Source organism: Geomicrobium sp. JCM 19039 (assembly GCF_000698145.1).
In the GTDB taxonomy this organism is placed as follows: Bacteria; Bacillota; Bacilli; order Bacillales; family Marinococcaceae; genus Geomicrobium_A.
Genome location: NZ_BAXB01000023.1, coordinates 17069 through 41480, shown reverse-complemented (window position 1 = coordinate 41480; position 24412 = coordinate 17069). Strand labels below are relative to the sequence as shown.

Here is a 24412-nt window from a genome sequence, read left to right as displayed (position 1 = left end):
ACGTTCATCCTTTTTCACTCCGATGCTGCTCAGCAGCAAGAATGTTATCTTTCGTTCGTAGAATATGCGCCTTCATGGTGGCTTCTGCTCGTTCCGGATCTCGCGCACGAATCGCTTCAAATACAGCGTAATGTTCTTGGAAACCAACCTCACGCTCGACTTCAATCTTTAATGCTCGTTTCCGAAACGCTTTATCAATATTTCGCAGATTGCCCAATATATTGTGCATCATCACATTGCGCGCTCCATCAATAATTTGTTGGTGGAAAATGGAATTCTGTTCAATTAACGCTTCTGAATCCCCTTTATTATGAAGGCCTTCAATAATGAGCATCTGTTGCTCAAGCTCATTTAATTCCTCATCCGTCATCTTCAGCGCAGCCAAACGTGCGCAAAGAGACTCCACCGACGCTCGCAACAGCAAGATTTCCTCAATCGACGTAGATGCGTACTCAGAGACGAACGTGCCTTTTCGAGGAACCGTTACGAGCATGCCTTCATTTTCAAGGATACGAAACGCTTCTTTCACCGGCGTCGTACTAATGCCCATCATGCTTGAAATCTCTCGCTCTTTTAAGTGCTCTCCCTCTTCAAAGTATCCGCTTACAATTCCTTCTCGAATCTTCTCCACGACAAGCTCTCGCAAAGATTTAACCAAGTTTGGATCGACCGAGAAGAATGCTTCATTTCGTTCTGTCATGCCATCATCCCCAGTTGGTTTTATGAAATATAATATCTGATATATCACAGAATAAAGCAAGATTCTTTTTTTGTCAAAACAATTTGCGCAAAAACCGCAGCTCCTTTCCAGCTGCGGTTACATCCTACACTATGCTGTTTATTCTCTTACGTATAGAAACGGTTTTCTCTTCTTTAGCAGCCTCTAACAATCCTGCCATCACTTGAAGCACTTGCATCCCCATCTCACCAGAAGCTTGGTGAGGTGCACCTTCTATAATCGAAAGAACCAGATCTTCTACGCCAACTCCACGCAAATTGGTCGTTTCTTCAGCTTGCGTGCGCACCTCTTCCCATTCATCACCTTGATTATAGCGAATTGTGCCTGCGAAGCGATTGGGATCCGGTACAACAATCGTACCTTCTGAACCATACACTTCAATGCGGGGCAATGTTGAAGCCTGAATGTCAAAGCTAGTAACAAGAGTACCAATCGCACCGCTTTTGAAATTCAATGTTCCCGCAATATGCGTTGGTGTATTGACCATTATCTTCTGTCCTTTTAACGAACCGCTGCCAATTTTCCGCTCTTTAAAGGAAATCCCCGCCGATGCGCTCACTCGGTCCACGTCTCCAAGCAGATAGATCATTGTCGTTAAATAATATGGCCCCATGTCAAAAAGCGGCCCTCCCCCTGGCTGATAGAAAAATTCCGGGTTTGGGTGCCATTTTTCAGGGCCTTTTCCAAGCATAAACGCATTGACTGCTACAGGGTTGCCTATGACTCCTTGATCTATCAAGGATTTAACGGTTTGAATTCCTTCTCCTAAGAACGTATCTGGTGCACATCCAACCCGGAGGTTGCGTTCTTTTGCAGTTCTGATCAATGATTTGCCTTCTTCTACTGTTAATCCGAGAGGTTTTTCTGAATAGATATGTTTTCCTGCATGTAATGCCTTCAATCCAATCTCTGCATGGGCCGACGGAGGGGTAAGATTTACGATGAGCTCAATCTCTTCATCATGGAGAATCGTGTCTAAAGTGTGCACATTTGGAATTTGAAATTGAGCGGCTCTCTTCTCAGCCAATTCATTTTGCAAGTCAGCTACTGCAACAACTTCAATCACTTCACTAGCCGTTAGATTCTTTAAATAGATTTCACTGATGTTTCCACATCCGACAATTCCAACTTTACATTTTTCCATATTTTGATTCTCCTTTTCTTTAATTATCCCTTTAATGCCCCACCTGTTAACCCTTTGACAACACGTTCTTGTGCAAATAAGAACATGAGGATGACAGGTAGACTTGCCAGAGTCAATGCTGCCATTAATCCTGGAATATTAATGGAGAACTCCCCATAAAAGTTTTGTAAACCTAAAGGTAACGTCATTTGTGATGGCGATGTGATGAGAATTAACGCGAATATAAACTCGGTCCAAAGAAACACAAAATTGTAAATGACAACGGTGGATACAGCTGGCTTGATGACAGGAAAAATTACTCGCCGAAAAGTTGCGAAGTGATTAGCTCCGTCAATCACTGCGGCTTCTTCCAATTCTTTAGGAATGTCTTGCATGAACTGCGTTAAAATAAAGATTGAAATCGGTAAACTAAACGCCACATAAGGCCCCAATAATGCAAGTAACGTATCATAAATCCCTAAGTCTTGTGACAGAACAAATATCGGAATTAACGTCGCATGAATGGGAAGCATCATACCTGCAATAAAGAAGAGAAACAACGGCCGATTGAGTCTGAAAGACATACGACTTAAAGGATAACTGGCAAGCGAGGCGATGATGACGACAATGAAAACAGCCGCTACCGTAATCATTACTGAGTTTAAGAAATATTGAGCCAAACCCATCTCAAAAACGGAGAAATAATGATCGAGCGTAAATTCGCCAGGTATCATTCGAAACGGGTTAGCAAAAAAGTCATCCATCGTTTTTAATGATGTTGAGATCATATAAATAAATGGATACGCAGTAAATACTAAGAAAATACAGGCAACGATATAAACAAGAATTTGTTTTCCACGTTTATTTTTCATGATAAGATCCCTCTCTTTCTGCGCAAGTACTCTAACGTTTGAATGATTACTACGCAGACAAAAGCGATAACGAACATCGTAAAGGCGATCGCACTTGCATACCCCATGCTAAAGTTGATAAAGCCTTGTTTGTACATATATGTACCGAGTATTTCTGTGGCATGACCAGGTCCTCCACCTGTCATAATGTAGAAAATATCAAAAGCTTTTAAAGAACCTACGATGGCGAGGATGGATGATGTGACAATCGTCGGAATTAATGTAGGCAACGTAACGTAGAAGAATTTATTTTTTGAGTTCGCACCGTCAATATCGGCTGCCTCGTACAATTCGTCAGGAATCCCAACAATGGCTGCGCGAAACAAAATCATGTAAAATGGCGAGAATTGCCATATGATCACAAATAAAACGGCATAGATGGCAATTGCAGGATCGGCGAGCCACGAAACTGGGGAAAATCCTAACCACATGAGAATTTGATTAACTGGTCCGTTCACTGGATCGAACATGTAAATCCAAAGGAGGCCGATGGCAACGGTGGACATTAAATATGGCAAAAAGAACATTACATTGAAAAAACGTCGTCCCTTTATTGAGCTTGAAAGGATGAGTGCCATAATTAACCCTAGTGGAATTTGCAATAGTACGGAAGCCATCACAATTAATACATTATTTTGCAAGGCGAGCCAAAATATTCGGTCCATATACAGTGATACATAATTTCCTAAACCGACAAACGTCGTATCAGCACTCAAACCGCTCCAATCAAAGAGGCTGTAGTTAAACGTGGTAATAATCGGGTAGACCACGTACACAACATAGACAAGTAATGCCGGAAGGATAAAAAGTAGTATGGTCCATGCATTCATTCTCTTTTTCTTTGAACTAATCAAGTTTCTCCCTCCTATTCGCAAACCATATATCATAGAGAGCTTGGTGCTCTCTATGATATATTGGGCCTACTAATCCAAACTATTTTGAGCTGCTTCCTCGACTAAATCAGCTGCTTCTTCAGGTGTTAACGTATTCCCCAACACTTCTTGCGCAGCATCTAAATGTACTTGAGCAACACTTGGCGGCATCGTTTGATCATAAGGCATGCCTAAATAATTGGCATCTTGGAGCAGATCAATAAATTGTTGTACAAATGCGTCATCTGACTGTAGTCCTTCATAAGCTGACATACTCGCTGTGGAATCCATATAATCTATGGATGTCTCTTCGTTGCTCAATTCTTTAATAAGCTCGATGGCTAACTCCTCGTGTTCTGTATCCTCGTACACTGACCAAACCGGAGCTCCGGATCCCAGGAGGTTCGATCCGTCACCTTCCCCACCCTCAATGGTTGGAAAAGGAAATACTCCGAGATCATCTTCATATTGCGGTGCCTCATCTCTTACGTTATTCAGAAAAGATGTGGTAATTAACATCATGGCTGCCTGTTCTGAGTACATTAATTGTCTGCCTTGGCCCGCATCATATGGAATGCCATTAAATCCTGGATTAAAAGCATCCATGTCGACGAGGTCTTGGATTTTCTCATTGGCCCTTACATAATTCTCGTCATCAAAACCTGCGCCCTCACGCTGCAATGCATCATCATATAATCCCTCACCTGCTAAGCGATTCACAAGATACTCCTGATAATAAGCGCCTGTCCACCCCGTTTGATTTGCTAAAGCCAATGGATAATAATCATTATCTCTTAACGTTTCAACGACAGTGATGAACTCGTCATAGTCTTTTGGAGTATCCAACTCTAATTCTTCAAAAATTCCGGTGTTATAAAAAAATAACGTGAGGGAAACGCCTAAAGGCACACCATAGATTTCTTCTTCGAATGTGGCATTGTCAAGAGCGACATCCAAATACTGGTCAAAATCAACATCCGTTTGATCAAGGGACATAACACTGCCTGCCTCAACAAACTCATTTAACCAGCTTCCTCCCCAACTATGAAAAACATCAGGGGATCCCCACCAGACATAGCAACGACCATCCGTTGCTTGTAATCATCATTCGGAATTCTCAGTACATTCACTTGGGCATTCGGATGATTTTCCTCAAACCGTTCTACCGCCCGTTCATAAACAGCCCCTTTTTCACCGGGATCAATATGCCAAAAATTCAGAACTACTTCTCCACTTTCGTTCCCATCGGAATCTGGAGTAGATGTTCCATCCGTATCAACATCTTCATTTGGTGCTTCGTCAATGGCTGAAGGTGCACATGCAGAGCAAAGGATCAAAAACCCTAGACCTAGCGTCAATTTTTTGTTCATTTTCGTTCTCCTTTCAGGTAATTAATACTTTTTTCTACATCCGCAATCGGTTGCTCTGAGTGATCTTGCTCAAAAACCCACCAAGATAATGCATTCATTTCATGCTCCCCATATTCAATAATTGACTCCAAGTTCACCCCACCAGTCCCTAAAGGGGCAAAAGCCCCATCGCTTGCAGTCATATCTTTTAGATGGATTAATGGTGTACGATTGTTATATTTCTTCAACCACTCCAGCGGCTCCTCGCCTGCTTTCTTCAGCCAATATACATCGAGTTCCGCTTTCACGTGTCGTGGACTTGTTTCATCAAATAAGATTTCCAAAGGGTACATATTATCAATCACTTCAAGCTCGAATGCGTGGTTATGGTAACTAAATTGAATATCGTGACTAGAGCATTTCTCGCCAAATTGACTTAGATATGAAGCAGCTTCTTTATACCCATCAACGGAATTGCGATATTGTTCAGGCAAAATTGGACATATGATATGAGCGCTTCCCAAAGTGTTCTGATCTTCGATGACCTTATCAATCTCGTTCTTAAGTTTGTCGAAAGGAACATGGCTACCCGCTACCCTTAATCCAAAATCCGAGAGCTGTCTCTTCGTTTCGTTAACGTCATGGCCCCAGTAACCTCCTGCAAATTCAACACCGTCAAACCCCATTTTTCCAACTGCTGATAGTTGTCGTTCAAGATCATTGTTAAACTCATTTCTTAACGTGTATAGCTGAATGGCAATAGGCTTCTTCATCATAAAAATCCTCCCTTTACATTAGTAAGCGCTTTCATTTTTTCTTGTAATCGATTACAACTAACTGAGCTAATTCACACATGATAACCACAGGATTTACGAACAATCAAATGATCATTTAAAATGTACTGACTTTTATTTATAACCTCCCCCTCCATTCGTTTAATAGCAAGTTCCATTGCTTTTGAGCCAATGTTTAACGTCGGCTGAGCAATTGTGGTTAGAGCCGGTGAGAAAATAGAAGCCATTTTTATATCATCAAACCCCACAATAGCGATATCTTCTGGTATTTGTATACCTTTTGACTGCGCTGCTTGAACGGCACCCATTGCCATTTCATCACTAGCTGCAAAGATGGCATCTGGCGGTTCTTCCAGTGATAATAACTTTAGGGTTAAATTATAGCCTGCTTCGTAAGAAAAATCCCCTTCTTGTATGTATGCATTCGGGACGTCCATGCTCGCTTCGTACAACGCTTGCTTATAGCCTTTTAAGCGATCAACACTCAGTACGATATCCAACTCGCCACTAATGTGAGCGATTTTTCTATACCCAATTTGAATGAGATGATTCGTCATTTTTCGTGAGCTGCTAATGTTATCAATTGCAACAGTTGGAACGTCAATTCCATCTATATATTCACAGGCAAGCACAAGGTTGTAGGCTTCGTTCATTTTTTCCAGTAGGCTCTTTTCAACTTGAGACGTTAACATGATAATTCCATCAACTTGCTTTTGGCCTAACATCTCCATCAATTCATGGTTCTGGTTGCGAATATTTACTGCATTAAACAACAAGACATGATACCCGGTTTGATTCGCGTAGTTTTGAATGCCCGTTAAAACATTTGAGAAGAAAGGATTCGTAATGTCTGGAACCACTACCAAAACCGTTCTCGTTTTGGACGTACGCAAAAAGCGGGCAATCATGTTCGGCTGATAGTTTAGTCGGTCGATGGCTTCCAGTACACGCTCACGCTTCTCTTTAGAAACCTTGTCTGTTTCTCGCATAACCCTTGATACTGTTGCAACAGACACGCCCGCCTCTTTTGCAACCTCTCGTATTGTGGTCATCATCTTGCCCCTTATTGATGTAATGGTTTACATAAATGATATCTACTTTTACTATTGGTTGCAGTCAGTATAAAAGAACACACTCAATAATGTCAACGGTTTCAATTAAAAATGTTGAAAATTACAAATAAATACTATACACTTTTTTGTAAACGTTTACAGAAAGGGCGTGGATCGAGTGAGAGTCGGTATTATCGGTACGGGGTTTTCGGCAAACGCGCATGTAGATGCGCTAAAACGCTTGCCTTATGTCGAAGTAGTAGCAGTTCAGTCTAAAACGCTGAGCCGAGCTGAACATTTTGCAAATACACATAACATAGCATATGCCTTTACTGATCCATATGAATTAATTGCTCATGATGAAATTGATGCAATTCATAATTGTACATCTAATCATATGCATTACCCTATTAATGAATATGCCTTAGAACAGCGCAAATGTATAATCTCTGAAAAACCACTTGGAATTTCAACATCCGAATCCCAGAAACTTGTCGACCTTGCACAAGAAATGAAATGCGCAAATGCAGTTTGCTTTAACTACCGATTCTACCTTTAACGATGCAGATGAAAGATATGGTACATCATCAAGAACACGGTGCACCTCATCTGATTCGGGGCAGCTATATGCAAGACTGGATGCTTTATGAAGGTGACTACAATTGGCGTTCCGACGTCTCCATAAACGGTTCATCTCGGGCGGTTGCAGATATTGGTTCCCACTGGATTGACACCGTGCAACACATTACAGGAGATCAAATTACCAGTGTATTCGCTGACCTAAGCACAGTCCATCCAGAACGTTACGACGGTTCAAAGATGATTCCAATCACCACCGAAGATGCTGGATTAATCCTTTTACGATTTGCTAGTGGACTTAAAGCGAGCTTTGTTATTTCTCAAGTCACCGCGGGAAGAAAAAATCATTTTGATATGGAGCTATCCTTAACAGACGCTTCGTATTACTGGAATCAAGAAAAACCGAATCGCTTATGGATTGGTAAACGAAATGAAACCAACGCAGAGCTACTTAAGGATGCATCTTTGTTGAACACTCCGGCACAACATCTCGCTCACTATCCAGGCGGACATCAAGAAGGTTGGCCAGATGCTCTGAAGAACTTATTCGATAATTTTTACTCATCGGTTAACGACACAACAGTAAAAAAAGAATATGCCACTTTTGAACAAGGTCATTACGTTATGAAAATTGTTGAGGCTATAAAGCGAAGTCATGAAGAAGAGCAATGGGTTCGCGTAAATGATGATGAGGAGGAACGTAAATGAAAATCGGTCTGTTTACCGTCCTTTTTCAAAATCTCACAACCCCTGAAATGATTGAGAAAGTAAGCAACCTTGGAATTGAAGCAATCGAACTAGGGACTGGCAACTTCCCAGGAGATGCTCATTGTCAGCTAGATGAGTTATTAAATAGTGAGACTGCACGCGAACAACTTCTTAACAAGTTACGTGATGCCAATATAGAGATCAGTGGACTCAGCTGCCAAGGCAACCCTATTCATCCTGATTCCACTATTGCCAGCACCCACCACGAGATCTTGGAAAAGACAATACTACTTGCTAAAAAGTTAGGAATATCAGTAGTCAACTGCTTCTCCGGATGTCCCGGTGATCACGAAAACGCGCGTCACCCAAATTGGATTACGTGCGCTTGGCCTGCAGAGTATGCTGAAATTCGTGAATGGCAATGGGAACACTCCATCGTTCCATATTGGAAGAAGCAAGCCAAGTTCGCTGAAGATTATGGAGTAAAGATTGCGCTTGAAATGCACCCCGGCTTTGCTGTCTACAATCCGGAGACGCTTATGGAACTAAGAAAACGCTCAGGCAGCACGAACATCGGCGCCAATTTTGACCCTAGTCATTTAATCTGGCAAGGCATTGATCCCGTAGTAGCCATAAAATACTTAGGTTCAGAGCAAGCCATCTTTCATTTTCATGCAAAAGATACGTACCTCGATCGTTCAAATATTAATGTGAATGGCGTGCTGGACACAAAGGATTATCGTAGAGGACTGGAGCGTGCGTGGACCTTTCGAACCGTAGGGTATGGAATGAGTGAGAGCATGTGGAAAAATATGCTCAGTGCCCTTTCAATGGTAAATTATACTGGTGTATTATCGATTGAACACGAAGACCAATATGCTTCTATAGAGGAAGGACTTGCTCGCGCCTTAGAATTTCTAAAACGCATACGTTTCCAAGAGAAACCGACCGAGATGTGGTGGGCATAAGTAAGGCGTTCATGTCCATTAAGGTATTGGATGGCCTTGCAGATCATTGCGATTCTTCTACTCTCTCCAGTATAGATAGGGGTTGGGGTTGCACGCACATTCAGGACTGGCCTCGGAGCGACACCCCTTCAACTAGGCGCCATCATCTATCCATAGAGCCAGAGGCGACTTACCTTGCATGCGCGCAATTTCTTGACATTATCAAATCAGCTCATAGAACGTTGTATGGTGCGCTTACAGGTGAAACTTCGGCTCTAAAACGTTAAATTGCGCCATAAAGGCGCAAGATTCTCCCATAGTAAGTTCTGTACTTGGCTGATATATCGTTAAAAGGGCAAACTTGTGCGCAGAAAGCCTAAAATAGAGAGCAGATTGGCGCGGGCCGCGCCGAACCCAGCCCGGTTTCGTTTCGGCCCCAGCGGGGACGACATGTCGTTAGGCCTTGCCGGCGGGCAAGAACGCCAGACCTGGCGCTTTCGCTCGACAAAAAAAGCCGGCGGCCGGAGCCACTCAGCGGATGTAGTTATACCCTAAAAGAACGATGTACATGAGGAACACGGAAACGACCATCACTCCTGTAATCATTACAAAATAAAAGAAAACTGTATAGAACGAACGGGTCAATTCGTCATCCCCTCCAAAACCGAGTGCTTCTTTTTACCCTTCTTCTTTCTTTCCTAAACATGAAGTTTCATAGATTAAAAGTCTGGTATGTTGGCGACACTGAGGGCAAGGAGGAGAGGCAGATGGAGGGAGATTTCTACGTGATTGACCTCGGCGACGGGGATTTGAATGTGTGCTGGTATCCAGTATTGGTGGAGGAGTAGGGGATGCCCTACTCCTATTTTTGATAAGCATACCTGACCACTTATTCCAAATTTCTTAATTAAAAACAATACCATTCTTTGCAATAAATCGAGAGTAAGCAATTGTGTTCACTGCTCTCTCTTCTTCATGGAAAGTCGTCTGTGGAGCGAGGTTAACTTCGTGTACCCAAATTCTTTTATTGGCATCTATTGTTAAATCTAACCCCAACTCGTCAATTGCTGATCGGTAGATTTGATCAATATGTGTCGTCAGATTGAGTGATAGATTAATTAACTCATTCTCGAGATTATGTGCATTGCTAATAAATTCTTTTCTAAGGAAATTCGACAATTCCTCTGTATGACCACCACGACTGATGTTACTAAGTATGCTTTTTTTATTTCCTATTCTTGGATATATTTTTGTTAACACCCAATTACCGTGACCATTTTTCTGTACGTGAGCGCGAATATCAAATGGGGACTTCTTTTTTGTTTGAGCTTTCACATATTTTTGTACAATATAATTACCTTCCAATAATAATTTCCCAATAAAATCTTTTAACTGCTCTTCCATTAATGAATACTTTTTCTTATGTTCTTTAACTACAAAATGTTTATTGATTTTATCGACGAAATATATGGATTGTCCTTGTCTGCCTGCGATAGGCTTAATAACTACTTTTTTCTGCACATAAATAAAGTTTATCGCCACTTCTTCATTATTTATTAACTTAAATGGAATAAAATACTTTGCAAAGGGAGATTTCCTTTTCACTAATTCCATAGGCAAAAACAATTTATTACCTATGCCAAACTTTATAAATGGGACTTGATCCCTTAACACATTCTCAATTTCACTTTGTGATTCCCTCATCCCAATATTATCAATTACGTCTGGGAACGGTGTCGTTTCTTTTTGCTCTGAATCCATGTTCCATACAGAAGCATGGACCTGCTTGTGTTCAAGTAAAACGTCTTCATCTGAAAAAAAGATAAGTTTTGTATTCGTTTTTTTGGCTTCTGCAACGAGAGCTTTTATTCTATTCTCTGGCATAACTTTAAGAGGATTGTTGTTAGGAAGGTACACCCCTACTAATAGTTCTTCTTTATTTGAGCTTATGTATTGATAGAGGCCATTTTTCACATTAGCTAGTTCATGATTAAGAGAAAACTGGATAATTTGATATGCATTAATCATATTCCCATTTTCTGCAAACTCAACAATGCCTCGAAGGTCTGATTGTATCCTTTCTATCTCTTTACCCATTGTGTTTAATTGTCGGACACTAGGTTCAATCGCATTCCAGCCTTCAACTGTAACACTTAAATATTCGATCATTTTCTGAATATCTTCATCTTGATAGGCTTGTTGATACATATTTAAAGACTCATTAATTGTTTCTAGTATATTAACCGTTTGCGTTATAACTTTATCTGAAAGTTGCTGCATACTACTCACTCCTTGTTCTAATCATCAATGAGAAAAAAGAGCCAGTGAATACTGACTCCCTTTTCTCATTAATAATGCATAACACAGCAACTCTTCAAATGAAGAGTTGCTGTAAGAACCTATTATTGTAATAACTGAAGTACGCTTTGAGGCAACTGGTTCGCTTGCGCAAGCATAGATTGAGAAGCTTGGGAAAGGATATTGTTCTTTGTGAACTCCATCATCTCACGCGCCATGTCTACGTCGCGGATACGAGATTCTGCAGCTTGTAGGTTTTCAGAAGCGTTGTCCAAGTTGTTAATTGTATGCTCAAGGCGGTTTTGATATGCACCTAGCATAGAACGACCGTCAGAGACTAGCTGTATCTGATCATTAAGAGTCTCAATTAATGCAGTAGCTGTTTCGTGAGTTGCCACGCTCTCTGCACCTAGTTCACCAACAGCACCAACGATGCTCGTAAGGTCAATGCCTTCTGTACCAAAGTCAACAGTCATAACCTGACCATTGTTTGCCCCTACTTGGAAATTAATTTCTCCAGCTTCACCGTTAAGTAGTGACTTCTCGTTAAACTCTGTATTTTCCATAATTCTTTCTAATTCTTTACCAAGCTCAGCGAGCTCATTTCCAATAGCCTCGCGGTCTGGTGCGTCATTTGTATCGTTTGATGCTTGAACTGCGAGTTCGCGCATACGTTGAAGAATGCTATGCGTCTCATCCAATGCACCTTCAGCTGTTTGAATGAGAGAGATTCCATCTTGTGCGTTACGGCTTGCTTGATCCAATCCACGGATTTGTGCTCTCATTTTCTCTGAGATTGAAAGGCCCGCTGCATCGTCGCCTGCACGGTTAATGCGTTGTCCTGAAGATAGTTTCTCCATTGAAGATTGCATACTGTTCTGGTTCACACCCATTTGACGGTGTGCGTTCATTGCGGACATGTTGTTGTTGATAATCATGTGTAATTCCTCCTTGAGTTTTAAGTATCAGGCCACGTCCTTGTGTGCCTGTTTTTTATATCGGCTATGTGGCTTTGTTTTTTAATAGAAAAATAAAAATTTATCTGTCTGGGAGATAAATAATTGTCGCCATCGTCGCTGGACCGTCATATTCATCAGCCAGAAAGTCACTCTCAAGTCTGGCAGGTTATATACATAAATATATCCGGAAGTCTCTGACTCGAATGTTTCTGAACGAGCATTTCGAGGAAAATGCTCGTTTAATTCATCTAGGTTCATGCCAATATGGGCCCCAAATATTGAGATGCTCGGATCAGCGATCATATATCCATTAATTGTTTCACTCACTTCATTATAAAAATAACTAGCATCCAAATGGTCGCCATACAGGAAGCTCCGCCTGTGAAATAGTCCATATCTAATTGGTCAACATTATCGATGGAATCGATAGGGAAACCTACGCCATAATTTGTTTGAATGTTCTCATCGACATAGTAGGAAAGATTGAGAACGTCTTTATCTGAATCGACATCTTTCAGTAAGTTCTCGTGAAGCTTGGCACCTTCATTCACAAACACATCGTTTAAATACTGATACTGCTCATTTCCAGACCATTCATCTTCCATCTCTCGGTCTGGTCCACACTCAGTTGTGTACGTGTCATGGCAGTCGTTAAACGTATGTGCGTATTGTTGATATACAAACGTTTGAGTACTTGGGTCATATTCATGAATGCCATAAAGATACGCTGTGTGACTCATGGCACCTGTGGACGAGAAGGCTGTATAGACTTCAACAATGTGATAGGAGTCACTTTGCAAGACATCTGTGTAAAGTAAAACATCATTGTTGACGATGAAATGATCGTCTAAAGGGGATACGTCTCGTTGGTTATTCGATGAATAGATTTGAATCACTTCCCCTTCTTCGAACGCAATTACTTCAACTTCATTTACGGAATAAACGACGTTGAAGAGATCTGACGAATCCATTTGTCCAGGAGATGTATAGACGAGCAGATGAGGTTGATTTAGCCTTCCAACTCGAGCTCCTCTACATATAACAGGTGCAATTCACGTTCCCGGTTCTGACCGAAGTGATACTCGTCTATGGCCGTACGAATCTCATCTTTCCCTAACTCTCGAACTGCTTTATCTTCCACTTCTATATCGATTTCATCCGCGTGTTCTTCTTCATCTTCTTTCTCTATTTGTTCTTCTTCTATTTCAATGGGTTTGTCTTCTACGATCTCTTGGGAAGCTGTCATTTCGGGTTCAGCGTCACTACAAGCTACAGTGAGTAGAAGCGTACCAACAATCATCATCTGTTTTCTCATAAGAACATCCCAAAAGTGCCCACAACATCCGCTACCGCACTCTCAACGATCCAATAGACGCCGAGGATGATGCTGATTTGCACGGCGAGGACGCCGTACAAGGGATCAAACCGTGGCTCTCAATTTGTTTTTGGTAGGCGTAGCCGGTTAAGATGATGCCGAGATTGACGACGAGCACGCCTAACACGATAAACAGGTAAGTTAACGTTGGCACTCCGACTATGCTCATCACGAGAGCGACAACGACGCTGGCGACACTGATGCTAATGAACATGCCGTAGCCGCTCACGATGGTCTTAATGTTGACCGTTGAACCTTGCACGCGGTTGACGATCCAAATGACGCTGAGCGCCAGCGCCTGAATGATGAGGATCCCGAGAAAGATGCGGCTGACGATCGGGAACGTGGCGACGGGGAGAAAGGCAATTCGATTAATGAGTACCGTCATGGCCACGGGTACGAGCAAGCTGAATAGTAGGATATTGATGAGAGCGAAGTAGAATCTGCTTTCTGACACGTGTTGAAATGCACTTGGCGGATGATGGCGTCACGGACGGATTGGATATAACCGCTTGTGTGCGCCTTTAAGGTGGCGGTCACTGGAGGCGCTGCGGCTGCGACAGGCACGGCGTCGGTGAGCGGCTGACCGCATTGGGTGCAGAATTTGGCGGCGGGATTGACGTTGTGGTTACAAGCTGGGCAGTTCATCGGATCATCTCCTTAGGCTTCAATAAATGTGGCGGATTCTTCAAACAAGTAGGAACGGTGACGGTCGAGCGAGAAGTTCAGGATCGTCCAGCCGTCGTCATACACAAATGTGACGTCAAACACGGCATACTCGTCAGGAATCAGGTCGGCGTCCTCCGTGTCAGCTTGACCGAACAAGGCACTTGCCCGCACGGTCAACTCGTCATTCATCCGTGAAATGTCGACCGACTCTGGGGACACCCACGTGACGGTGAACGGCAATGGATCGTCGTTTGCCCATCCACTGAACTTATTGAGAAAATACCGATCATTAAAGAGCTCGTCGCGCATCGGGACGGTAAACAGATGTTGGTCCTCCGTCTCAACAACGTCGCGTGACTCTAAATGAAAGTCATGAAGCAAAGTGGCGAGTTCTTCAAACTGGGCGTCGTCAATGGCGGATGCAGGCGGCGGAATATCGATATAAGAACCATCGACGTTCACACCCTCGGACGTCATTGCACCCCAAGGAAATTCATAGGTCGCCGCCACGGTGACGCTCCCATCCATTGGAAGTAAACCCGCCGATGGACTGTCCTGAATAGTGAACGGCGTCTGTTCATCATTAATGATGAGATGTGTCGTCACATAGGAGGACCATTCATCATACAGCTCAACATGCGACGCATCGAAATGAAGACTCATCATCCGCCGCTTTCTTTTACGTAGGCAACATCAGACACTTCCAATTCCGCATAATCGGTCATATTCGTAAGCACCACGTCATAGAGCCCCGGATACACTTCCGTGAAGAAGTATCCATCTTCGTCGAGCGTCCCGCTTACACTTTCTCCAATTTTCACATCAGCAAAGGTCCCGGCATCCCCCGAAACTTCAAAGGTAAGCTTCGGCACGTCAAACGAGTATGCTGTGAACAACATCCCCTCTTCTCGTTCAATCGTGAATAGACCGGTCGAACTTTCTGCATACGCCGCATCCGTATCATAAAACGCAACATAATCCTCGAATGCTGTATGAGTGGTGAAGGCAAGATCCGGATCGGTGTCCAACAACTGCAGGACCTTCTGCCTCGCTTCGCCAAACCCTTCACTTTTGACCGCTGCTGCCAATGCGGCACGATCTTGTTCGTGCAACAGCTCCTGAAATTCAGCGACCGCACGATCTACGGAGTGAAGCTCTTTGAGAATATAGACGGAGCTCACACCGACGCGACGACAACGGCCGCGCTAGCGAGTATGACGGACTGCTTCTTGGATGGCTTTGAGAACTTAATCGACGGCTTCGCCACGTTTTTATGTATTCGTGTGCCACATTCTGCGCAAAACTTAACATCTGTTTCTAAACTAGACCCACAAGATTCACAGAACAAAAGTCATAATCCCTTCCTTTTTATAGTCTTATTGTCTTTATATTCGAATGGATTTTGATATTTTTTATAGTTCTATCCTACTTTTTTTGAAATAACGACAGAATAAACGAAAAATTTTAAAAAAGTTAGAGGAATCTCGAAATTTGTCTAGAAATGGTAATTGAGGCCGATTTTGAAGGAGGAGGAATGGTGGAGGCAAGCACTATTATCGATTTTCAGAAAGTTCTCAGTAATTGGTATATGGCGATGGTTGAATTGGATATGCCGCTGGCACACAAGCAAAAAGAAGAAGCCGACTTTCTCATGCAGCATATGAGCACCGATGAAAAGACGAAAACCTACTACCGGTTGATCGACTTCCGGTATCGGGTCATGACCGAAGCGTCACTGCAAGCCCCTTCCCAGCAAACAGGGGTATTTCAGGATTCTATCGACGAAACGGATCAAATACTCCGGTATTTGTATGCATATATGGAAGGGCAGTATGAATATTATAGTGGCCGATACAAGCGAGCCATTCATTTCTTTTTAATTGCTGAAAAGCATCTTGATTGTGTAAAAGATGAAGAAAAAGGCGAGTTTTTTCAACGTGTTGGCGAGGCCTATTATCGAATCAATCAATACACGATAGCCCTTGCCTACCTTGAGAAGTCCATCTGTTTATATGAAAAGTTCCGCATGAATTACCGGATTGTTTCAAGCTTAATATTTACAGGTGCTATTCATTCGGAATTATACCTTTTTAAAGACGCAGAACGTTATTATGATCGTTGCCTAGAGGTTAGTCAGCATAAACCTGAAGGCATTCAGTCTCTTGTGTTCCGAGCCATCGCCTTGCACAGAATAAGAGAAAAAAGATTTGAAGAAGCCATTGCTTTACTAGAGAAAGCTTTACCAAAACACGACCTAAAAATCATTAGCATTAAAACCAAATGCAACCTTGCCAACCTATATTTCCGAATTGGAAGGGGTGATATAGGGACAGATTGGTTAGAGGAAAGTGAAAAATTAGCGAATGATTACGGTCTAACAGAGTATATCGCACGTTGCATGTCAACGAGAGGCTTATATGTTGAGAGAAATAAAGAAAAAGTCAATGATGCGATAGAAATGTTAAAGGTCAATGAACTGTTCTTTGAAGCCACTGAAGTGTGCGAAGAAAACGCTGATTTTTATGAGCAAAAAAATCGATTTGAGCTAGCGTATGAGTATATGAAACAAGCGAATACATTTCGTATTAACCATCAAACAGTAGGGGTCGATTAATCATGAAACGTTTATCATTCGTAATTACAGCAGCGGTCGCAGTTGCCCTTTTTGTAGCAAATGACATTCAATCAAGCATTCTTGCTGCAGATATGATTCAGCCACTTGATAAAGCAGATGGTTCGAGGTAAGCAGTAGTCCTCCGAGCTAAGAACATAGCTTGGAGGACTTTGTGCCTCTTTTGGCGCAGGACGCCTCTCGCTTTGTTATCCTTAACCCTGGATCCAGCACCCCAATACTTCCTGCCCTTACCCCCTTGGAATCCCTCCGCTATCATGGTTTACTAGAATTAAAACTATTGGAGTGTTTCCATGCCACCTACATACTCGGTTCCTAGTTTTTGCCCGACATGCAACGCTCGCGGAACGTTCGACACGCCCTACAATGTGAACGAGCGCCACGTCCATCGGCTTCGCTGCTCAACGTGCAGTAATACTTTTCATCACGCCATGTGCGGAAACTGTCACGCACACGGCAACTTGATCGACAGGTTCGAAGACCGAGACACCGCGGAGTGGGCGTGCCCGTATTGCGACGAAACCCACCGTCTGCCTGAAGACGCGTATACAAACACGTATGATTTCCACGTCACCCGCGCGCGCGGCCGAAAACTGATCTTTTCATTTATCCTGTTCGCCGCCCCCTTGTACATCCTGTTCATGATGATCGGAGGGCTTGCCGGATGATCCGAAAAGTCATAGGCAGTTTGATCATCTTGCTCGGAGTTGTCGGGGGGCTAGGCATCATCGCCGCCGGCGATGTGACGTTTGCGGAAATCGGCTTCGTTCTTTTGATCATCGGAATCGGGGTCGTGACGGGGTTCGTCCGAAAAACGTTTTTTACACCGCTCCGCTGGGGATCGCTCCCCTTTCTCGTTGGTGGATTTGCACTTATCATCGGTACAAGCGATCCTGAAGATCGACTCGTCTTCATGCTCGTTGCCGGCGCGATGATCGTTACAGGCGTCGCTTTTCTCGTCGTGAATCCGAAGCGGTGGCGTACCCAATCGGAAAAACAGCAGGCAGCCACAAAAGCTATTGGCGCCCTCGCCCCGGTTTTGCCTTTTATCGTTGGTGTCGTTGTCGTGCCTGAATTCGCAGGCGAGGCAGTCACGTACGTATGGTTAGGCCTATTGAGCGTTTTGGCCGTTTGGGGGATTTACGGGGCGGTAACAGACAAAGTCATGCTCGTTCGCTGGCGAACAACATTTATCGTCGCCAACATGCACTTCGTATGTGCCCTACTTCTTTTAATGGCAATCGCAAATTTCAGCGAGCAACCAGGGGTGATCACCGGCATCATCGCTATATATATGATCAGCTTAGTGCTCATTCATTGGGGACGACGCTCGTTGTTTGAACACTTTTATTTGCGTGTCCGAAGTAAATTCTGGCTCGTTTACCTCGCCGCTTTCTCGCCCGGTGTCGTGCTCGTTTTAGGCGGCAGTTACCGGACCGATCGCTTGGCGACAGACACGTTGCAACTGCTTGGCTTTAGCGAAGCGATGGCCTTTAGCATCTATCACATGACCTTCGCTTATGTCGCTGTTCTGTTACTCATGCTCGCGCACAGCCGCATCGCCCGCCTCAAAGAGTTGGACGAGCGCATCGGAAAAGGCCAGGACGCACGGGTGTGGACCATTGCGGAGACACTTACGCTTAAGCAGCGCGGGCGGTCGCAGAAATAAGGGTGATTTTCGGATTACGCGCTCGCGAACACATGGAATATACTGGGATATCGCGATCTAGATCACCCCAGAAACGATCTAGATCGTTTTTCATTGTTTTCAGCACCTGAAGTGCTGACGGTTGCTTGTTTTTGGGAATGATTAGGAGATTGTTGATCTATATAAGTTCAACTAAATAATTTCTTCAAGAACCAATGGTAGGTTTGGCAAAGTGGAAACTGTGCTCGAGTTGGGAAAAATCGCAGGAAATGCGGAAAATTCTCATAAACTCGGTAACAGTTTACAAGGTCACGTGGACATCCCCGCCCCGGGGTACCAACATGTTGTCGGCGCGAGCCGCGCCGAACCGAGTTCGATTTGGCTTCGGCCCCTCTGGGGCCCACAGATTGCTCGCTTATGGACAGTGAATCTGCGCTCCAGTTGGAACAAACTGCGCGCAAGTAGAGCGGAATGAGCGCTGAAATCGTTTATCTAGTCAAACTTGCGCGCAGAACGTGTAAACTAGCGCGCAAAATGGCACCCAGCACTGCGCTACTCCTCCAGCCCAACAACCAACAGCGCAAATCAGGAAAATCTTAAATTCATTCTATATAGACCACCCCCGAAACGATCTAGATCGCTTTAGAACACCGCAGTTCACCCGACACTAGCTAACCTATGAGCGTTCATCCTATACCAAATTCCAACCTTAAATGCTAGCAACCATCCGCACCCCCGGTGCCGAAGATAAACCGATCGGTCTTCGCCATGACTCATGACGATGCTTCATTGTACTTTGTGACGAAAAGGGATTGTAGAATTTCTTAAACCTAGCGAATGGCGTTTTGATGCAGTTATAAATGAATATCTTTATTTCACCTTCTAATGATCGTTTTCTCTGCGTTTAAACGCACCCACCCTCGCCAAACACCTTAATGAAACATACTAAACACAACCAACACTTGCCACTCCCCGTCTCCATTTACGAGCAGCACATCGTCGACACCTGGGTAGAGTGCGCCGTCTTCTTCGTACAACAATTCAACTCGTGCCAAATAAATGTCGTCATGCTCGGCAACGCCTGCTGAGAAGTTCGACGTTTCGTACGCGGACGACAAAATGGTTTCTTCCATTGAGATCACATCGACTACATCGAATTGTGAGGCGAACATGTCCCCACCGGAGAAATATTCCTGGAATTCTTGTTTGTCTTCCAAGCCGATGAATTCGAGGAAATCGTCGTGGATCATATCGTGCACGCCTGCGTAATCTTCCGCGAGCATTCGCTCGTAATACGTCTCTGCCACACCTTTCACTTCATCATCGCCACCGGAGCACCCGGCAATTAATAATAAGAGTAAGAAAGCGATCCATTTCCTCATGCGTCATCTCCTTTCCTATCCCTCATAATCGTATGCACGCACGGCTTGTTAGAAGACCGAGTCACGTTAAGTGACGAGCGGTGAATTTTTTGCTATGATAACCTAGACTCTATTGTTTTCTATAGTTGATAACTTTTACGACATATGTTAAATTTTCACATATTTACAAGATCCCTGTAAGAATTTGACGAATGCCGGCGACTCTTGTCAGTTTTTCGGAAATAATATTTTTATTAATCAGATAATATAGCATTCTTCGACACAATTTTGTATACTCGACACACAGCAAGATCGAGGATTGCTAGATGGGAGGTTATTGATGACCGAAACAGCTGCATCCACGGACATGCTCGTCGGGGCGATTGGCGAGTGGTACAACGCGATCGTTCGGCACGACATTGCCGAGGCAAAACAGAAGAAAACGTACACGGAGGAATTGCGCAGACATGTAATTCCCGACAAGAAGGTGCAAACGTACTATCAACTCGTCGATTTTCGTCACAAGATTCTAACAGAAGAGATTCTCCATCGACCGTTAGGCCAAGACAAAGCAATCGTTGACGAATCCATTGCTGATACCGATAACGTGCTTAAATATTTGTATCATCATATGGAAGGTAGACTGCAGTTCTATCAGGAACACTATTTGTTGGCACTACGAAACTACCAGCAGGCTGAACGTCATCTAGATCACGTCAGTGACCTAGAGCGAGCAGAATTCTACTATTTGTTAGGTGAAGGTTTCTATCGTGTGAACCAATATATGCATGCAAACGCCTACTTCGAGCAAGCGAAGGAACTTTTTTCTGTCAGTAGTCAGCATCAAGATCGTGTGCATACATGCAACTATTTGCAAGCAGCCATATATTCGGAACTTAAGCATTATGAGAAGGCTGAAGAGCTTTTCAACTTTTGCTTGAATAATCGTGAGCTAGACGAGTATACACTATCGCTCGTATTACGGGCGTACGGGTTGCACAAAGAACGGCATGGCGAACTTGTTGCAGCAAAAGAACTGCTGTTTGAATCGCTGTATACCGGAAATCAATACGAAACCCTCATCGGCACGAAGACGAAGACAAACCTAGCAAACCTTTTGCTGAGAACCGGTGATTCAAAGGGCTTTGAGCTATTAGAAGAAGCAGAACAAGAAACAAACAAATACGAGATGGTTGAATTCTCTTCTTTGAATCTGATTACGCGTGGACTCTACGACAAAGAAATGCAACTATCAAAGGTAGAGCAAGGTATCAACCAGTTGATTGAATATGAGCTATATTTCGAGGCCACAGAAGCAGCTGAACAAATTGCCGAAATCCTAGAAGATAATGGAAATTTTCAGTATGCTTTACACTATTTAAAAATTGCGAATGAGCTCCGCATAAAACAAAATTCAATTGGAGTTGAATAAATATGAAGAAACTATTTTTGACGGTTTCACTCGCGGCAGTATTAACGATTGGCGTCGGTGCATCCGGCGGCGACTTCGGTACAAACTCTAAAGCCGACGGTAAAACGTACGGCCCTGAAATTGAAATTGGCGTCATGTCTAAAGCTGACGGTAAAACATGATCCACACTCCCCCCACCCCCTGATGATAATCATCAGGGGGTTTTATATTTTTAGCGAGTCCGGCGTAATACTTCCATTGTAGCGATTGAAGGGACACTTGCCCCGCCACCTCCGAGGGAGCGGGTGTTAGCCTTTGATTTTTATGTGGATAAGTTTATCCACATGTCGTCACCCCACCATTCCACTATATTTCCAAAACTTTAACCCTCTTTTGAAAATCGATTGTTTCATTTTCTGAAAATAAGGTTATATAGTCACTAACTACTATATGGAAAGAGTGATTGGATGAGTGATTTTAAGGATAAAGTAGCGGTCGTTACAGGTGCATCAAGCGGTATGGGGCGAACGGTGGCCGCGAAGCTCGCAGCGCAAGGTGCATCCATCGTAGCGGTTGATATTGTTGAAGACGGTGGCAAAGAAACGGTTGAAGAAATTATTAACAACAACGGGACCGCCACCTTCATACGAGCAGATGTTACGTCCGCTGATGATGTGAAGAATTATGTGGATAAAACAATAGAGATGTACGGAAAAATCGATTTATTTTTCAACAATGCTGGCATTGTAGGAGACACTGCCAATCTTGCCGAACAGCCAATTGAACAGATCCAGAAAACGATTGAAATCAATCTGCTCGGCGCGATGTACGGCATGAAATATGTTCTTGCTGAAATGGTCAAAGCCGGCGGTGGTAAGATTGTGAGCACAGCTTCAGGTGCTGGTTTAGATGGCACAAAGGGCATGAGTTCATACTCCGCATCAAAACACGGAGTCATCGGTTTTACAAAATCAGCCGCGCTTGAGTATGCCGCAGACAACATCAACATTAATGCCGTAGCACCCGGCAGTGTGGACACACCGATGATTCGTAATATTGACCCTGAAACACAAGACGAAATTGCCGCATCCATCCCGATGGGCAGACTCGGAAAAATGGAAGACATCGCAAATAGCGTGCTGTTTTTATTTTGCGACGGTGCAGATTACATTACAGGGGTCACGATCCCCGTTGATGGTGGAATTTCAGCGTAACAAATCCCAATTGGCTGACCTGAAAACAGGTCAGTTTTTTTATGACAGAGCTAAGTACTACAAAAACTAACTAATTATTCTTATTTTTATATAAATAAAGAGACTTTTTTCATATACGAAGGTATAATGGTCTTATCTCGAGAAATCTATCGGGGCGGATCCGTCACTGAAAGGTTGTTTTTCAGTGTCAAACGAATCGATCCGTCAACAGTTCACTTTCGAGGTTGTTTATGAGCACTACACCAGACTGATTAAAGCTACGTTGCACCGACTTCAGATCTACCAAAACCACGAGGAGTTTATGCAAATCGGGTATATCGGTTTATGGAAAGCATACGAAACACACGACGCAGCACGGGGACCTTTTCCGGCGTATGCCAAACTTTGCGTAAAACATGAAATGTTGACGCATCTAACAAAAGAATCAACCTACACGAACCGACATCAACCGACTGAGTTTGGGGAGCATGACGATGATTTTGGCCACGTCGACGAAAAGAATGATGATGAATGGTTACAACAGATTCTTCCTCACTTAAGTGAAAAAGAAAGCATTTGGGTCGTAGAGCACAGCGTGAACGACTTGCCGCCAAGGATGATTGCGGAAAAACACAAAGTTACGGTAGATGCAGTAAAAGATTGGCGTAAACGTGCATTAAAGAAGTTGAGAGCGCTGACTTTCGAGCTTTAAAGTAAAAGAGGATGCCCGGAAAAGGGCATCCTCTTATTTAACATATAAATTCTAGTGCGGTGATGTTTATCGGCGTTCCGTCTACCGAGATGTCAGCGAGCACTTCATCCGTTGTCAGATCAATCATTGACACGGTTTGGCTCGTACGATTGGTGACAAACCCCCGGTTTAAAGTTGGCGTTAGAGCAATTGCCCAAGTAAACGCACCTGTCGACACTGTTTCCTTGAACGACGTAAAATCGATTTGTAAGCGAGTTCACTAGTTCTTGATGGTGTCACTGCATCAAACTTCCGTTCCATCCGCTCTGCTTAAGAAATTCTACGATCCTTTTTTGTCTCAAAAGCTACTAAGGAGCGTGGTTCGCATTGTGCGCGCTAGTTTACACTTTCTGCGATCATGTTTGCTCTGTTTAGCGATTTTACCGCTCATTTCGAAATACTTGCGCGCAGATTGGACTAATCCTAACATCTTACGACCTGTCGGTCTCAGCGGTACCGACAGATGGTTTGGGTTTTCAACTCGGGGGTCGGGTACGGAGTGCGGCTCAATGAACATCGCTTTGGAACGAGATTGCCGATCAATTTCTTCAAAGTGCTGAATCTGATGCCATAAATGGATGTTTGGAACGAGATGTCGATCGATTGGAATCAGAAAGAGGCAAAACGGCCACATATGAGTGAATCTGATGCCAATCGGTGATCTTTCGGAAACATTTTTACATTCCAAGTTCAAAGACCCGCAACTCAGAAAAAACTCCATCACTTTTTAAGGTTCTTGATAACCGAAACGAATAAGTCCGTTCAATGCGGGGATTTGGGCAACTTGGGGCGTTACCAATGTGCAAAATCCAATCATAGAACCGTTGATCGCTAATCTATGATCTTCAACAAGCAAAAGTACTGGTATACGTCTTCGAATTTTCTTTTCATTTATTACTTGGAAATATTAACTTCAACATTATAGACGTACCTTCCAACCCAATCATATCAATCACTACTAACGTTGACCCCGCACCGGCGAACACCCTTCCACAAACTGTCAGAGCCGGCGGCGTTGGCGGGGGACGTTACCCGGCCCAT

Annotated in this window: 28 protein-coding genes and 1 pseudogene; 10 read left to right on the top strand and 19 right to left on the bottom strand. The window is 43.5% G+C overall.

Annotation, left to right across the window (positions count from 1 at the left end):
- Nucleotides 1–4 precede the first annotated feature (4 nt).
- The 8 genes and pseudogenes from JCM19039_RS17430 to JCM19039_RS17400 all read right to left on the bottom strand — a co-directional run bounded on the left by JCM19039_RS17430 (nucleotide 5) and on the right by JCM19039_RS17400 (nucleotide 6840).
- Entirely contained in the window at nucleotides 5–700 is a 696-nt protein-coding gene (locus JCM19039_RS17430; protein WP_042398813.1) for a GntR family transcriptional regulator, read from the bottom strand.
- A 124-nt stretch (nucleotides 701–824) separates the two neighbouring features.
- Nucleotides 825–1883, bottom strand: coding sequence for a Gfo/Idh/MocA family protein (locus tag JCM19039_RS17425; protein WP_042429586.1), 1059 nt, complete (start codon nucleotides 1881–1883; stop codon nucleotides 825–827).
- Between the two features lie 23 nt (nucleotides 1884–1906).
- Nucleotides 1907–2734, bottom strand: coding sequence for a carbohydrate ABC transporter permease (locus JCM19039_RS17420; RefSeq protein WP_042398810.1), 828 nt, complete (start codon nucleotides 2732–2734; stop codon nucleotides 1907–1909).
- Entirely contained in the window at nucleotides 2731–3627 is an 897-nt protein-coding gene (locus tag JCM19039_RS17415) for a carbohydrate ABC transporter permease (RefSeq protein WP_238545116.1), read from the bottom strand. The genes JCM19039_RS17420 and JCM19039_RS17415 overlap by 4 nt, the downstream gene beginning before the upstream one ends.
- Nucleotides 3628–3696: 69 nt before the next feature.
- Nucleotides 3697–4647, bottom strand: a pseudogene (locus JCM19039_RS17410) (extracellular solute-binding protein); the annotation flags it as partial.
- A 20-nt stretch (nucleotides 4648–4667) separates the two neighbouring features.
- Nucleotides 4668–5015 (bottom strand): extracellular solute-binding protein, encoded by a 348-nt coding sequence (locus JCM19039_RS26720; RefSeq protein ID WP_052398901.1) that lies wholly within the window; start codon nucleotides 5013–5015, stop codon nucleotides 4668–4670.
- Nucleotides 5012–5770: a sugar phosphate isomerase/epimerase gene (locus JCM19039_RS17405; protein WP_042429580.1), complete on the bottom strand. Its 759-nt coding sequence runs from the start codon at nucleotides 5768–5770 to the stop codon at nucleotides 5012–5014. The genes JCM19039_RS26720 and JCM19039_RS17405 overlap by 4 nt, the downstream gene beginning before the upstream one ends.
- 71 nt (nucleotides 5771–5841) lie before the next feature.
- A complete protein-coding gene (locus JCM19039_RS17400; protein ID WP_042429577.1) occupies nucleotides 5842–6840 on the bottom strand; it encodes a LacI family DNA-binding transcriptional regulator in 999 nt (332 codons plus the stop codon).
- A gap of 178 nt (nucleotides 6841–7018) precedes the next feature.
- On the opposite strand from JCM19039_RS17400, the gene JCM19039_RS25910 reads away from it, so the two are divergent.
- Genes JCM19039_RS25910 through JCM19039_RS17390 form a run of 3 tightly spaced genes read left to right on the top strand, consistent with a single transcriptional unit; the run spans nucleotide 7019 to nucleotide 9095 of the window.
- Nucleotides 7019–7399 carry a Gfo/Idh/MocA family protein gene (locus tag JCM19039_RS25910; RefSeq protein WP_052398900.1) on the top strand — a complete coding sequence of 127 codons (381 nt, stop codon included), beginning with the start codon at nucleotides 7019–7021 and terminating at the stop codon, nucleotides 7397–7399.
- Between the two features lie 17 nt (nucleotides 7400–7416).
- Complete coding sequence (locus tag JCM19039_RS25905; RefSeq protein ID WP_052398899.1) at nucleotides 7417–8127, top strand: Gfo/Idh/MocA family protein; 711 nt, start codon at nucleotides 7417–7419, stop codon at nucleotides 8125–8127.
- On the top strand, nucleotides 8124–9095 hold the full coding sequence (locus JCM19039_RS17390; protein ID WP_042429573.1) for a sugar phosphate isomerase/epimerase: 972 nt from the start codon (nucleotides 8124–8126) through the stop codon (nucleotides 9093–9095). The genes JCM19039_RS25905 and JCM19039_RS17390 overlap by 4 nt, the downstream gene beginning before the upstream one ends.
- Before the next feature lie 882 nt (nucleotides 9096–9977).
- Here JCM19039_RS17390 and JCM19039_RS17385 read toward each other — a convergent pair.
- The 9 genes from JCM19039_RS17385 to JCM19039_RS28165 all read right to left on the bottom strand — a co-directional run bounded on the left by JCM19039_RS17385 (nucleotide 9978) and on the right by JCM19039_RS28165 (nucleotide 15723).
- On the bottom strand, nucleotides 9978–11354 hold the full coding sequence (locus JCM19039_RS17385) for a YheC/YheD family protein (RefSeq protein WP_042429570.1): 1377 nt from the start codon (nucleotides 11352–11354) through the stop codon (nucleotides 9978–9980).
- A gap of 122 nt (nucleotides 11355–11476) precedes the next feature.
- On the bottom strand, nucleotides 11477–12310 hold the full coding sequence (locus tag JCM19039_RS17380) for a flagellin (RefSeq protein ID WP_042429567.1): 834 nt from the start codon (nucleotides 12308–12310) through the stop codon (nucleotides 11477–11479).
- Between the two features lie 344 nt (nucleotides 12311–12654).
- Nucleotides 12655–13302 carry a hypothetical protein gene (locus JCM19039_RS17375; protein WP_042429563.1) on the bottom strand — a complete coding sequence of 216 codons (648 nt, stop codon included), beginning with the start codon at nucleotides 13300–13302 and terminating at the stop codon, nucleotides 12655–12657.
- Between the two features lie 38 nt (nucleotides 13303–13340).
- A complete protein-coding gene (locus tag JCM19039_RS17370) occupies nucleotides 13341–13646 on the bottom strand; it encodes a hypothetical protein (protein WP_152550254.1) in 306 nt (101 codons plus the stop codon).
- 31 nt (nucleotides 13647–13677) lie between these two features.
- Complete coding sequence (incE, locus tag JCM19039_RS17365; protein WP_152550253.1) at nucleotides 13678–14100, bottom strand: inclusion membrane protein IncE; 423 nt, start codon at nucleotides 14098–14100, stop codon at nucleotides 13678–13680.
- Complete coding sequence (locus tag JCM19039_RS28170; RefSeq protein ID WP_373975971.1) at nucleotides 14091–14354, bottom strand: zinc ribbon domain-containing protein; 264 nt, start codon at nucleotides 14352–14354, stop codon at nucleotides 14091–14093. The genes incE and JCM19039_RS28170 overlap by 10 nt, the downstream gene beginning before the upstream one ends.
- Nucleotides 14355–14366: 12 nt before the next feature.
- Nucleotides 14367–15038 (bottom strand): hypothetical protein, encoded by a 672-nt coding sequence (locus JCM19039_RS17360; protein ID WP_152550252.1) that lies wholly within the window; start codon nucleotides 15036–15038, stop codon nucleotides 14367–14369.
- Nucleotides 15038–15556 carry a hypothetical protein gene (locus JCM19039_RS17355; RefSeq protein ID WP_081834589.1) on the bottom strand — a complete coding sequence of 173 codons (519 nt, stop codon included), beginning with the start codon at nucleotides 15554–15556 and terminating at the stop codon, nucleotides 15038–15040. The genes JCM19039_RS17360 and JCM19039_RS17355 overlap by 1 nt, the downstream gene beginning before the upstream one ends.
- The gene (locus JCM19039_RS28165; protein ID WP_081834588.1) at nucleotides 15553–15723 is read right to left on the bottom strand and encodes a zinc-ribbon domain-containing protein; all 171 of its coding nucleotides are present in this window, start codon (nucleotides 15721–15723) and stop codon (nucleotides 15553–15555) included. The genes JCM19039_RS17355 and JCM19039_RS28165 overlap by 4 nt, the downstream gene beginning before the upstream one ends.
- A gap of 189 nt (nucleotides 15724–15912) precedes the next feature.
- On the opposite strand from JCM19039_RS28165, the gene JCM19039_RS17345 reads away from it, so the two are divergent.
- The 3 genes from JCM19039_RS17345 (at nucleotide 15913) to JCM19039_RS17340 (ending at nucleotide 18676) form a co-directional block, all read left to right on the top strand.
- Nucleotides 15913–16989 carry a hypothetical protein gene (locus JCM19039_RS17345; RefSeq protein ID WP_042429548.1) on the top strand — a complete coding sequence of 359 codons (1077 nt, stop codon included), beginning with the start codon at nucleotides 15913–15915 and terminating at the stop codon, nucleotides 16987–16989.
- Nucleotides 16990–16991: 2 nt separating this feature from the next.
- On the top strand, nucleotides 16992–17120 hold the full coding sequence (locus tag JCM19039_RS26715; protein ID WP_255343694.1) for a hypothetical protein: 129 nt from the start codon (nucleotides 16992–16994) through the stop codon (nucleotides 17118–17120).
- Between the two features lie 551 nt (nucleotides 17121–17671).
- Nucleotides 17672–18676 (top strand): hypothetical protein, encoded by a 1005-nt coding sequence (locus tag JCM19039_RS17340; RefSeq protein ID WP_042429545.1) that lies wholly within the window; start codon nucleotides 17672–17674, stop codon nucleotides 18674–18676.
- A 911-nt stretch (nucleotides 18677–19587) separates the two neighbouring features.
- On the opposite strand, the gene JCM19039_RS17330 is transcribed toward JCM19039_RS17340, so the two are convergent.
- Nucleotides 19588–20037 carry a hypothetical protein gene (locus JCM19039_RS17330; protein ID WP_042429540.1) on the bottom strand — a complete coding sequence of 150 codons (450 nt, stop codon included), beginning with the start codon at nucleotides 20035–20037 and terminating at the stop codon, nucleotides 19588–19590.
- A gap of 319 nt (nucleotides 20038–20356) precedes the next feature.
- Here JCM19039_RS17330 and JCM19039_RS17325 point away from each other — a divergent pair, with 319 nt between their 5' ends.
- The 4 genes from JCM19039_RS17325 to JCM19039_RS17315 all read left to right on the top strand — a co-directional run bounded on the left by JCM19039_RS17325 (nucleotide 20357) and on the right by JCM19039_RS17315 (nucleotide 23332).
- The gene (locus tag JCM19039_RS17325; protein ID WP_042429539.1) at nucleotides 20357–21448 is read left to right on the top strand and encodes a hypothetical protein; all 1092 of its coding nucleotides are present in this window, start codon (nucleotides 20357–20359) and stop codon (nucleotides 21446–21448) included.
- Nucleotides 21449–21450: 2 nt separating this feature from the next.
- Nucleotides 21451–21609 (top strand): hypothetical protein, encoded by a 159-nt coding sequence (locus JCM19039_RS24555; protein WP_193744276.1) that lies wholly within the window; start codon nucleotides 21451–21453, stop codon nucleotides 21607–21609.
- A 285-nt stretch (nucleotides 21610–21894) separates the two neighbouring features.
- The gene (locus JCM19039_RS17320) at nucleotides 21895–22641 is read left to right on the top strand and encodes an SDR family NAD(P)-dependent oxidoreductase (RefSeq protein WP_042429537.1); all 747 of its coding nucleotides are present in this window, start codon (nucleotides 21895–21897) and stop codon (nucleotides 22639–22641) included.
- Between the two features lie 184 nt (nucleotides 22642–22825).
- Complete coding sequence (locus JCM19039_RS17315; protein WP_042429534.1) at nucleotides 22826–23332, top strand: sigma-70 family RNA polymerase sigma factor; 507 nt, start codon at nucleotides 22826–22828, stop codon at nucleotides 23330–23332.
- 37 nt (nucleotides 23333–23369) lie between these two features.
- Here JCM19039_RS17315 and JCM19039_RS23950 read toward each other — a convergent pair whose 3' ends face one another.
- On the bottom strand, nucleotides 23370–23549 hold the full coding sequence (locus JCM19039_RS23950) for a hypothetical protein (RefSeq protein WP_152550251.1): 180 nt from the start codon (nucleotides 23547–23549) through the stop codon (nucleotides 23370–23372).
- Nucleotides 23550–24412: the final 863 nt, after the last annotated feature.